The organism is Pseudomonas sp. NCHU5216, from assembly GCF_052156495.1.
In the GTDB taxonomy this organism is placed as follows: domain Bacteria; phylum Pseudomonadota; class Gammaproteobacteria; order Pseudomonadales; family Pseudomonadaceae; genus Aquipseudomonas.
The window spans coordinates 28,896-37,466 of sequence record NZ_JBQLIX010000050.1 but is presented as its reverse complement, the minus strand read 5'-3'; the positions used below and the strand labels follow the sequence as shown (position 1 = coordinate 37,466).

General features: G+C 66.3%; 1 protein-coding gene (cut by a window edge). It reads right to left on the bottom strand.

Translation table 11 applies throughout. The features are described 5' to 3' along the window. Positions 1–8,571: part of a non-ribosomal peptide synthase/polyketide synthase coding region (locus ACSVIK_RS23380; protein ID WP_442446541.1), annotated on the bottom strand (this coding region is incomplete at its 3' end). The annotated region continues 18,534 nt past the right edge of the window; the window shows 8,571 of its 27,105 annotated nt.

The following is an 8,571-nucleotide window of genomic DNA, read 5'->3' as shown; positions in this document are numbered from 1 at the left end:
CGGCGTGCGCTGCACCTGGGCCTCGAACAGATCCTGCAGGGTGGCCTGGCGCGGGTAGTCGGCGGCGGTGGCGTTGAATTCGTAGAGCAGGCGCTGACGCTCGGCTGCCGGCACGATGCCCAGCTGGCTCAGTGCCGGACTTGGCGCTGCGTCCAGCGCTTCGGCCAGGCCGCGCAGGGCCTGCTCGACATAGCCGCACAGGCGTGCCGCGCCCACTTCTGCCGGAGCCATGACCGAAAAGGCGAACTGGCTGCCGCCATCGTCCACCGACAGGGTCAGCGGGTAGTTGGTGCGTTCCTGGCCTTCGAGCAGGCTGATGCCTTCCCAACCGGCGGTTTCGCCAGCGCTGCCATCCGTGTGACGGTAGTTGATCAAGGCACTGAACAGCGGCACGTTGCCGGCCACGCCGCTGCAGCGCTGGGCCAGCACCAGCGAGGCATGCTCGTGGGCCAGCAAGGCGTTGAGGCGTGCGTGAGTCGCGGCAACGCCCTGCTGTACCGTGTGACCCGCCAGGCTGACACGCAGCGGCAAGGTGTTGATGAACATGCCCAGGGCCCGGTCGGACCCTTCGCCGGCCTGCAGGCGGCCACTGAGCACCGTACCGAACACCACCTCGGCCTGCCCGGTAAGCGCGCCCAGCACCTGCGCCCAGGCCAGGTGGTACAGGCTGGCCAGGCTGACACCCAGGCGGCGGGCCTGCTGGCGCAGGGCCTCGGCCAGGTGTGCCGCGACTGGCTGGCGGACTTCTTCTATATCGCTGCCGTCGCCTTGTACATCGCGCAGGCCGAACGGCAGGGTCGGCTCGCTGATGTCGCCCAGTTGCTCGCGGAAGAACGCCTCGTGCTCTGCGTTGCTGACCCCCAGGCGCGCCTGGGCCACGTAGTTGCGGTACGGCACCTGAGTCGGCAGCGCCTGGCGGCCCTGGCCGGCCAGCAGGGCCTGGATGTCATCGCCCATGCGGCTCAGCGAGGTGGCATCGTCGACCAGATGATGGAAACGCAGCACGCCCAGCCAGCGGCCGTTTTCGGCATCTTCGGCATAACCGATATGCATCAGCGGTGCCTGACGCAGGTCCAGGCGATGCTGGCGCGGATCCAGCGCGGCGCACAGCCGCTCGGCCACGCTGCCTGCAGCGTCGGGCAAGGTCACCAGCTCCACCGGCAGCGGCGCCTGACGCCACACCACTTGCACCGGCTGAGCCAGGTTTTCCCACTGCACCGCGGTACGTAGGATGTCGTGGTGGTCGATCACCTGTTGCAGGGCATCGGCAAACTGCTGCAGGCGTGTGCGGCTGTCGAAGGCCAGCAACGCGTATTGCAGGTAGGGGTCACCCTGCTCGGCGATCAGGTGGTGATAAAGGATGCCTTCCTGCAGCGGCGCCAGCGGGTAGATGTCCTGCACGTTGGCAGCCCCACCCGGCACGCCCCGGGTGATCTGGTCGATGCTCGCCTGATCCAGCTCGATCAGCGGCAGCAGTTCGGGAGTGATCTGCGTGCAGTCTGCCGGGATCAGGTTAGGCGGCACCTCGACTTGCGGCGTCTGCTCTGCGCCCACCGCAGCCGCCAGGGCCGCCAGAGTCGGCTGATTGAACAGTACGCGCACATCGGCGCTCAGACCCTGTTGACGCATGCGTTCGATCAGTTTCACCGCCAGCAGCGAGTGGCCGCCCAGCTCGAAGAAGTGATCATGGCGACCCACCTGCTCCAGTTGCAGCAGCTCGGCCCACAGTTGCGCCAGGGCGCGTTCGGTGTCGGTCTGCGGCGCTTCATAGGCACGGCTGGCCAATGCCGAAGCATCCGGCGCTGGCAGCGCTTTGCGATCCAGTTTGCCGTTGGCGGTCAATGGCCACTGTTGCATCACCACGTAGGCAGCGGGCAGCAAATGCTCAGCCAGACGCGTTTGCAACTGGCTGCGCAGGCTGGCCGCGTCCAGGTCGCCCTCGCCCATCACATAGGCCACCAGGCGTTTGTCGCCAGGCACATCCTCGCGGGCGATCACTACCGCTTCGCTCACCCCAGCGCAGGTCTGTAGCTGCGCTTCGATTTCGCCCAGTTCGATACGGAAGCCACGGATCTTCACCTGGTCGTCGTTACGGCCCAAGTACTGCAGCTCGCCGTCCAGCGACCAGCGCGCCAGGTCGCCAGTGCGATACAGGCGGCCCAAGGTTGGGTGCTGAATGAAGCGTTCGGCGTTCAGCTCAGGGCGGTTCAAATAACCGCGTGCGACGCCGGCACCGCCGACGTACAGCTCGCCGATCACCCCTTCCGGCAGCGGCTCGCGGTTGCCATCCAGCACGTAGATGCTCAGGTCGGCCAGGGCCTGGCCGATCGGGCTCACTCCGGCCTGGGCATCGGCTGGCGTCAGGGCGCGGTAAGTGACGTGCACCGTGGTTTCGGTGATGCCGTACATGTTCACCAGTTGCGTACCGGCATTGCGCACTTGCGCGTACCAGGGCTTGAGCAGCGCGGTATCCAGCGCCTCACCACCGAAGATCACCTGGCGCAGCGAGTGCGACCGTTCACTGCTGGGCTGTTCATTGCTGGCTTGCGCGGCGATCAGCGAACGGAAGGCACTGGGTGTCTGGTTAAGCACCGTGACGCCACGCTCGCAGAGCAGTTCGTAGAAATCCTGCGGCGAGCGGCTGATGGCATAGGGCACGATGACCAGTTCGCCACCGTGGGCCAGGGCACCCCATATTTCCCAGACCGAGAAGTCGAAAGCCACGGAGTGGAACAGGGTCCATACGTCGCTGGTGCCGAAGTTGAACTGCGCCTGGGTGGCGCTGAACAGGCGGCTGACGTTGCCGTGCTCCACCTGCACCCCTTTCGGCAGACCGGTGGAGCCGGAGGTATAGATCACATAGGCCAGGTTCGACGCAGCGACTTGAACCTCTGGGTTACTCAACGGTTGCTCGCCCAGCGAATCCATATCGATCAGCAGTGCTGAGGTATTCAGCAGCCCCGCGGTAGCGCCCTGCACCAGCACGGCTTTCGGCGCGCAGTCCTGCAACTGGTAGGCCAGGCGTTCAGCCGGGTAATCCGGATCCAGCGGCACGTAGCCGGCACCGGCTTTCAGAACGCCGAGCAGGCCGACGATCAGTTGTGGGCCGCGCGCCAGGCACAGGGCTACACGGTCATCGGCACCGATGCCCTGGGCCAGCAGATGATGAGCGACCTGGTTGGCGCGAGCATTGAGTTCGCCGTACGTCAGGCTTTGCGCCTCGTAGCGCAGCGCAATGGCCTGCGGCCGGGCCAGCGCCTGGGCCTCGAACTGAAGGTGTACTGCCGGGGTATCGGCGCACGCCTGGGTGTCGCCGCCCAGGGCCAGCAGACGCTGACGCTCGGCGCCTCGCAGTAGACTCACCTGCTCAAGGGCGCTGTCGGGAGCGTGCTGCAGCGCAGTGACCAAGGCTTCAAGCACGCTCTGCAGGTAATCGCAGACCCGCTGTGCGCCGATGCTGGCGGTAGCCAGGGCGGTGATTTCGAAGCCTTCGCCGAGGTCGTCGACGTTCAGGGTCAACGGATAGTTGGTGCGCTCGCGGCCATTCAGGGCCTGCATGCCATCCCAGGCCTGGGTGCTTTGCTGGCTGTCGTCCGCCGCGCTGTGGCGGTAGTTGAGCAAGGCGCTGAACAGCGGCGCCTGACCCTGGATACCGCTGCAACGCTGGGCCAGGGCCAGCGAGGCATGCTCGTGAGCCAGCAGTTCGGTGAGCTGGGTGTGCGCAGTGCGTACCCCCTGAGCCACGCTGAGACCTTCGAGGTTCAGGCGCAGCGGCAGCGTGTTGATGAACATGCCGAGTGCCCGCTCGGCGCCGACGCCCGCTTGCAGACGGCCCAGCAACACGGTGCCGAACACCACGTCGCTGCGCCCGCTGGTGACACCCAGCACGCGGCCCCAGGCCAGGTGCAGCAGGCTGGCGGCGCTGACGCCCCATTGCCGTGCCTGGGCACGCAGGGCCGCGCTCAGTGCCTCGGGCAGCAAGCGCTTGGCCTCCTCGATGCCCTGGCCGTCGCCCTGCACGTCGTGCTCGCCGAATGGCAGGGTCGGTTCGCTCACATCCGCCAGTTGCTCGCGGAAGAAGGCTTCGTGGGCTTCGGCGCTGACACCCAGGCGTGCCTGGGCCACGTAGTTGCGGTACGGCGCCGCGGCGGCCAGGCTGTCGCCCTGCCCCAGCAGCAGGGCCTGCATCTCTGCCTGCACCACCGCCAGGGCGGTGTGATCCAGCACCAGGTGATGGAACAGCAGGTTCAATACCCAACGCCCTTTGCCGGCATCTTCGGCGCAGGCCAGGTGCAGCAGCGGCGCGCGGGTCAGATCCAGGCGGTAGTGAGCGGCGTCGAAGCGCTGGCTCAGCTGGGCAGCGATATCACCCGCAGCGGCATCCAGCGTCAGCCACTCCGGTAGTAGCCGGGCTTCGCGGCAGACCACTTGCACCGGATTGTTCAGCGCATGCCAATGCACACTGGTGCGCAGGATGTCGTGACGCGTGACCACCTGCTGCAGGGCCTGGATAAAGGCCTGCAGATGAGCCTGGCTGGCGAAGGCGTACTGCGATTGCAGCACATAGGGGTCGCCCTGCTCAGCCCGCAGGTGGTGGTAGAGGATGCCTTCCTGCAGCGGCGCCAGCGGGTAGATGTCCTGGATATTCGCTGCCCCGCCCGGAATTGCCGCGACGATGCGGTCGATCTCGGCCTGTTGCAGCTCGACTAGCGGCAGCAGCTCCGGGGTGATCCGGGTGCAGTCCTGTGGAATCAGGTTCTCCGGCACCTTGATATCGGTGTTTTCCCCTACGGCAGCGGCCAGAGCCGCCAAACTCGGCTGGCTGAACAGCACACGCACATCGGCGCTCAGGCCCTGTTCGCGCATGCGCTCGACCAGGCTCACCGCCAGCAGCGAGTGGCCGCCCAGCTCGAAGAAGTTGTCGTGTCGCCCCACCTGCTCCACGCCCAGCAGGGTCTGCCAGATCGTGGCCAGGGTACGTTCGGTGTCGGTTTGTGGCGCTTCGTATGTGCGGCTGATGACCGCATCGGCGCCAGGTACTGGCAGCGCTTTACGGTCCAGCTTGCCGTTGGCGGTCAGAGGCAGGCTGTCCAACTGCACATAGGCGCTCGGCACCATGTATTCCGGCAGCTCGCCTTGCAAATGATCGCGCAGCGCCTCGATGGCCACGGCTTGCGCGGCGGAGAAGTAGGCCACCAGGCGTTTGTCGCCCGGCGTGTCTTCACGCAGCAACACGGCACTGGCCTGGATGTCGGGGAATTGCGCCAGACGTGTTTCGATTTCACCGATTTCGATACGGAAACCGCGCAGCTTGACCTGGCTGTCGTTACGTCCCAGGTATTCCAGATTGCCGTCCACGAGCCAGCGCACCAGGTCGCCGGTGCGATACAGACGCCCCAGTTCGGCGTGCTGGATAAAGCGCTCGGCAGTCAGCTCCGGCTGGTTGAGATAGCCCACGGCCAGGCCATCGCCGCCGATATACAGCTCACCGGCCACGCCCAGCGGCGCCAGTTGCTGCTGGGCATCGAGCACATAGAGCTGGGTATTGGCCAACGGGCGACCGATGGGCACGCTGCCCTGCCCGGCTTCGCGGATCTCGTAGGTGCTGGAGAAAGTCGTGGCCTCGGTCGGGCCATAGCCATTGAGCAAATGCTGTGGCGCGCCGTTTTCAAGTACGCCAGCAATCACTGCCGGATCCAGCACATCGCCGCCAACGATCAGATAACGCAGGCGGCTGAAGGCGCCGTACAGGCTGGCGGCGTATTGATGGAACAAGCCAGCGGTGAGCCACAGCACGCTGACTGCCTGCTCATCGAGCAGTGCAGCAAAGCGCGCGCGATCCAGCAGGATATTCTGCTCGACCACCACCACCGCGCCGCCATTGAGCAGCGGCGCCCAGACTTCCAGGGTGCTGGCATCGAACGCCGGGTTGGCGGCAAAGGCCACGCGATCCTGGGCGTTAAATTCGGCATAGCCGTTGTTCAGTACCAGGCGCGCCACCGCACGATGCGGCACCACCACGCCTTTTGGCTGACCGGTGGAACCGGAGGTGTACATCACGTAGGCCGAGGTATCGGCGGCCTGTTCAAGAACCGGGTCGTGTGTGGCTTCGCCGCTCAAATCGAGGCGATCCAGATCCAGACGCGGCAGGTCGTGGGCACCCGGCTCGTGGCTAAGGCTGATCAGGCACACCGCCTGGCAGTCGTCGAGCATAAAGGCTTGGCGCTCCACTGGAGCATGCACGTCCAGCGGCACATAGGCCGCTGCGCACTTGAGCACCGCCAGTTGTGCCATCAGCAGATCCGCCGAGCGCGGCAGCAGCAAGGCGACCTTCGAGCCTGGCGTTACGCCTTGGTCGATCAGGTGATGGGCTAGCTGGTTGGCACGGCTGTCGAGTTCGGCATAGCTCAGCTGAACCTCGCCGTCGATCACCGCCAGGGCATCCGGAGTGGACTGGGCCTGGGCTGCGAACAGGCTGTGCAGGGTCTGCTCACGCGGATAGTCGCTGGCTGCCGGGTTGAAGCCCAGCACCTGCTCACGCTCGGCGTCCGCCAGCACCGGCAAGGCGCAGAGCGGGTTTTCCAGATCATGCTCCAGCGCCTGGGCCAGGCCCAGCAGCGTGTTGTGCATGTGTTCGGCTACCCGTTCGGCGGCCACACCCGGCGCGGCCAGCACGCTGAGGGCGAAGGTGTCGCCAAGGTCGTCCACCGACAGGGTCAGCGGGTAATGGGTGCGCTCTTGCGCTGCCAGGGCTTCGATGCCCTGCCAGGCCGGGTGCGCGCCCGCCTGCTCGGCGTCGCTGCTATGCCGGTAGTTGAGCAGCGCGCTGAACAGCGGGGCCGGGGCGGCCACGCCACTGCAACGCTGAGCCAGAGCCAGCGGCGCGTGCTCATGGGCCAGCAGTTCGCTGAGGTTGGCGTGGGTGCGCTTCACGGCCTCGGCCAGGGTCATGGCGCCGACTTCCACACGCAGCGGCAGGGTGTTGATAAACATGCCCAGCGCCCGGTCACTGCCCTGCCCGCCACTCAGGCGGCCGAACAGCACCGTGCCAAACACCACGTCATCGCGCCCGCTCGCCGCGCCCAGCACCCGGGCCCAGGCCAGGTGGTGCAGGCTCGCCGCACTCACGCCCAGGCGCCGTGCCTGGCTGCGCAGGCGCTGGCTCAGCGCCGGGCTCAGGGCCAGGCGATACTCGCTCAGATCCTGGCCGTCGTGGTGCGCCAGGCCATAGGCCAAGGTCGGCTCCTCGACACTGCCCAACTGGGCACGGAAGAACGCTTCATGCGCTGCGTCGCTGACGCCCAGGCGCGCCTGGGCCACGTAGTTGCGGTACGGCACCGGGGCGCCCAGGGTGTGGCGCTGGCCCAGCAGCACGGCCTGCATTTCCTGGTTCACCACTTCAAGGGCGGTATGGTCGAGCACCAGATGGTGGAAACGCAGCAGCGCGACCCAGCCCTGGGTGCCGGGAACCGGGCTGCACGCCAGATGCAGCAGCGGTGCACGGGCCAGGTCAAGACGCTGGCGCTCGTTGCTGTAGCGGGCCTGCAGGGCGGCGAGAAGATCGCCGTCGGCTACATCGAACTCAAGGGTGTCGCGTGCCAGCGGCGCCTGCCGCCAGACCACTTGCAGTGGCTGCGCCAGCCCTTGCCAGTGCACACTGGTGCGTAGAATGTCGTGGCGGTCGATGACCGCCTGCAGCGCCTGGGCAAAGGCCTCCAGCCGCGACTGATCGGCAAAGCGGAAGGTCGCCTGCAAAACGTAGGGGTCGCCCGCCTCGGCACTGAGGTGGTGATAGAGGATGCCCTCCTGCAATGGCGCCAGCGGGTAGATATCCTGGATATTCGCCGCCCCGCCCGGAATTGCCGCGACGATGCGGTCGATTTCGCTTTGTTGCAGCTCCACCAGCGGCAACAGTTCCGGGGTGATCCGGGTGCAGCCCTGTGGAATCAGGTTGTCCGGCACCTCGATGTCGTTGCTTTCCCCTACGGCGGCGGCCAGAGCCGCCAAACTGGGCTGGCTGAACAGCACACGCACGTCGGCGCTCAGGCCCTGCTCACGCATGCGCTCGACCAGGCTTACCGCCAGCAGCGAGTGGCCGCCCAGCTCGAAGAAATTGTCATGTCGCCCCACCTGCTCCACACCCAGCAGGGTCTGCCAGATCGTGGCCAGGGTACGTTCGGTGTCGGTTTGTGGCGCTTCATAGGCGCGGCTCAGCAGTGCGCTGGTATCGGGCGCTGGCAGGGCCTTGCGATCCAGCTTGCCATTGGCGGTCAGCGGCAGGCTGTCCAATTGCACATAGGCGCTCGGCACCATGTACTCCGGCAGCTCACCTTGCAGATGATCGCGCAGCGCCTCGATGGCCACGGCTTGCGTGGCGGTGAGGTAGGCCACCAGGCGTTTGTCGCCCGGCGTGTCTTCGCGCAGCAGCACGGCGCTGGCTTCGATACCGCTGTATCGGGCCAGGGAAGCTTCGATCTCACCCAGTTCGATACGGAAACCGCGCAGCTTGACCTGGCTGTCATTCCGTCCCAGGTATTCCAGATTGCCGTCCGCCAACCAGCGCACCAGGTC